Raw genomic sequence first — 2,419 nt, forward strand, 5'->3', positions numbered from 1 at the left:
TCTGGCGGACATAGAATTGTGACTGTAATGCCAGTGTCTTTCAGCTCTCGTTGTATAGCCTCCGAAAAAGAAAGAATAAAGGCCTTGGTAGCCGCATAAATTGCCTGCAGCGGGTTTGGCATAAACGATACCACAGACCCCAATTGCAGTATTTTGCCATATTTGCGTGGCATCATGTCGCGGAGGTACAGCTTGGTGAGGTGCATCAGCGAGGTGGCGTTTAACTGTATCATGGCCAGTTCCTTTTGCAGGTCGGTTTCCACAAAAGGACCGTATTCACCAAATCCGGCATTGTTCACTAAAATATCTATCTGCAGGCCCAGCCGGTGTGTTTCGGCATAAAGTTGCTCCGGACCTTCTGGTTTACTCAGGTCGCAGGCAATGGCGGTAATGGCACAGCCGGGGAACTCGCTTTGCAGCTTTCCGTAGGCAGTTTCTAATTTATCGTGGTAGTGTGCCACCAGCACCAGGCGGTACCCGTCGCGGGCAAAGCAGCGGGCCAGTTCAAAGCCGATGCCACTGGAGGCACCGGTAATAAGAGCAGTTTCGTTCATAGCCATTAGTTTTATAGCGTTTAAATGGTTGTATAATAGGTAGATGCTTGCAGCCACCTTTGTGTTGTACTACCTAAGTTTATACCAGATGGCGGCGGTAAGGTTGCCTTAGCGTGCTTCAGGTTTCAATACGGCTGCATAGTGGTCGGCGAGGCGGGTGGGCTCCGGCAGTTTGTGTTTCAGGGTGCAGGCCAGGGCAACGGTGGTGGCTGTGTCGAGGTCTAGCAGGTGCCCCGGCGATACAAATACAGGTTTTACCTTGTCTTTGGTCCGGAGCACGTTGGCAATTATTTCTCCTTTATAAGCAAGCGGCGACAAGGCTCCTTTTTCAGGGGCAGGCTCTGTGTACTTGCCCACAAGTACTTTTTTGGCAACACCCATGGTTGGTTTCTGCAGGTGCAGGCCCAGGTGCGTGGCAATGCCCAGGCGGCGCGGGTGCGAAATACCATGTCCATCTACCATAATCAGGTCGGGTTTCTGCTGCAGCAGCTCGTAGGTTTTGAGCAGGTTCGGAGCTTCTCTGAACGACAGGAAGCCGGGTACATAGGGCAGTGTAACAGGGCCAACGTGCCACACCTTCTCCACCAGTTCCAGGGCAGGATAGGTCAGGAGCACAAACACCGATAATATTGTGTTTTCGTCTAAAAAAGAAGAGTCGCAGCCGGCAATGAGCTTCAGGTCGAAATCAGGCTTTTGGAGGATAACCTGATGCTGCATTTCCTCCTGTTGCCGAGTAAGGTCCCGCACCAAAGCCGGGTCGGGTGCAGGAGCATTATGGCTGCGGTAGTACATGTTGGTTCAATGGTTAAATTGCTATATGGTTGAATGAGTGCATCTTTCAATTTTAAATCTTAACTATAAGAAGTCTGTTATGCTAAGGTTTAAAGAGCAGTAGCAACAGCAAAAAATCTGGAGGGCCAAAAACATTCAAATAATTCGCTCAATTACTCACTCACTCTGAACTCACTCATTCAAAAACCTAGGCGCTGCAGGGTATACGCAAATCTGCGAAGTAGAGGTGCCACCTGCCTTTGCTGAAACCAAAATGGAACCTGAAGGAGCTTTGGGTGTGAAGCACAGAGTGGTGCAGGAGCGGGAGCGTGGCGTGCACCTGCCGGAGCTCGGTTCCGGTGAGGCTGGCATGGTCCCAGATGTTGGTTTTCTGAAAAGCAGTAGCATCAGGGGAGGCAAAGCAGCCGTCTTTGGTGTAGCCGGAGCGTCCTTGGTCCATGGCTGCGCAATCGAAGTTCGGGAAAGGCTCCTGCTGTAGCTCGCAGGTTGGAAGTTCGGTTTTAATAGTGAAGAAGGACCGCTGCTGGTATTCACGCCGAAATGTTTTCAGGTCCTGTACGTGCGTCATTTTAGGCATGGCGCCTGGTTGCTCAATTACCCAAAGCCCATTTTCAGGATCGATGTAGTGCTGCAGCGTCAGGGTATCGGAGGCTTGCAGGGCATCGAAGAAATGCGAAAAGGCGGTTGCAAAACTCATGGTGTCGGTGCCGGGCGTGTTGCTCTTGCGCTGGTGCTCTTCCTGCAGGGCCTCTAACGAGTCGGGGGTGGCTGGCGGAGTGGCGCTGCCTTTTCTAGTGGAGGAATCAGGATTGTTGCAGGCCGATATATAGGCAACCACGCAGCAGAGCAGCAGGAGGTGGTAGAGCAGGTGCTTCGTCATGTTGTGTGTTCTGTTTTGCTGCAGATGCTGCCTGGCAGTATCTTAGAATTACGGAAGTAAAAAAGAAAGGTACACCCTTGGCAGTTTTTAGGTAATATTCCTTCTGAAGGGTATTTTTATTTAAATAATTGAATTAGGCACTTAAGCAATAACCATTTTATAGGGATGTGGAGGAGCGGCCACCATCCTTTTG

The 2,419-nt window shown here is 50.8% G+C and carries 3 protein-coding genes; all 3 read right to left on the bottom strand.

The features are described 5' to 3' along the window. On the bottom strand, positions 1–554 hold a 554-nt coding region (locus FVR03_RS23895; RefSeq protein ID WP_255474387.1), incomplete at its 3' end, for an SDR family NAD(P)-dependent oxidoreductase. A 108-nt stretch (positions 555–662) separates the two neighbouring features. Next, on the bottom strand, positions 663–1,346 hold the full coding sequence (gene nfi, locus FVR03_RS23900; protein WP_147924289.1) for a deoxyribonuclease V: 684 nt from the start codon (positions 1,344–1,346) through the stop codon (positions 663–665). 187 nt (positions 1,347–1,533) lie between these two features. After that, complete coding sequence (locus FVR03_RS23905) at positions 1,534–2,226, bottom strand: hypothetical protein (RefSeq protein ID WP_147924290.1); 693 nt, start codon at positions 2,224–2,226, stop codon at positions 1,534–1,536. Between the last annotated feature and the right edge of the window lie 193 nt (positions 2,227–2,419).

Origin of the sequence: Pontibacter qinzhouensis, from assembly GCF_008017455.1 — a bacterium.
In the GTDB taxonomy this organism is placed as follows: Bacteria; Bacteroidota; Bacteroidia; order Cytophagales; family Hymenobacteraceae; genus Pontibacter; species Pontibacter qinzhouensis.

Excerpts from the sequence above, each read along its gene's own strand:
- FVR03_RS23905 (WP_147924290.1), bottom strand. The coding sequence starts at position 2,226 with ATGACGAAGCACCTGCTCTACCACCTCCTGCTGCTCTGCTGCGTGGTT.
- nfi (WP_147924289.1), bottom strand. The coding sequence starts at position 1,346 with ATGTACTACCGCAGCCATAATGCTCCTGCACCCGACCCGGCTTTGGTG.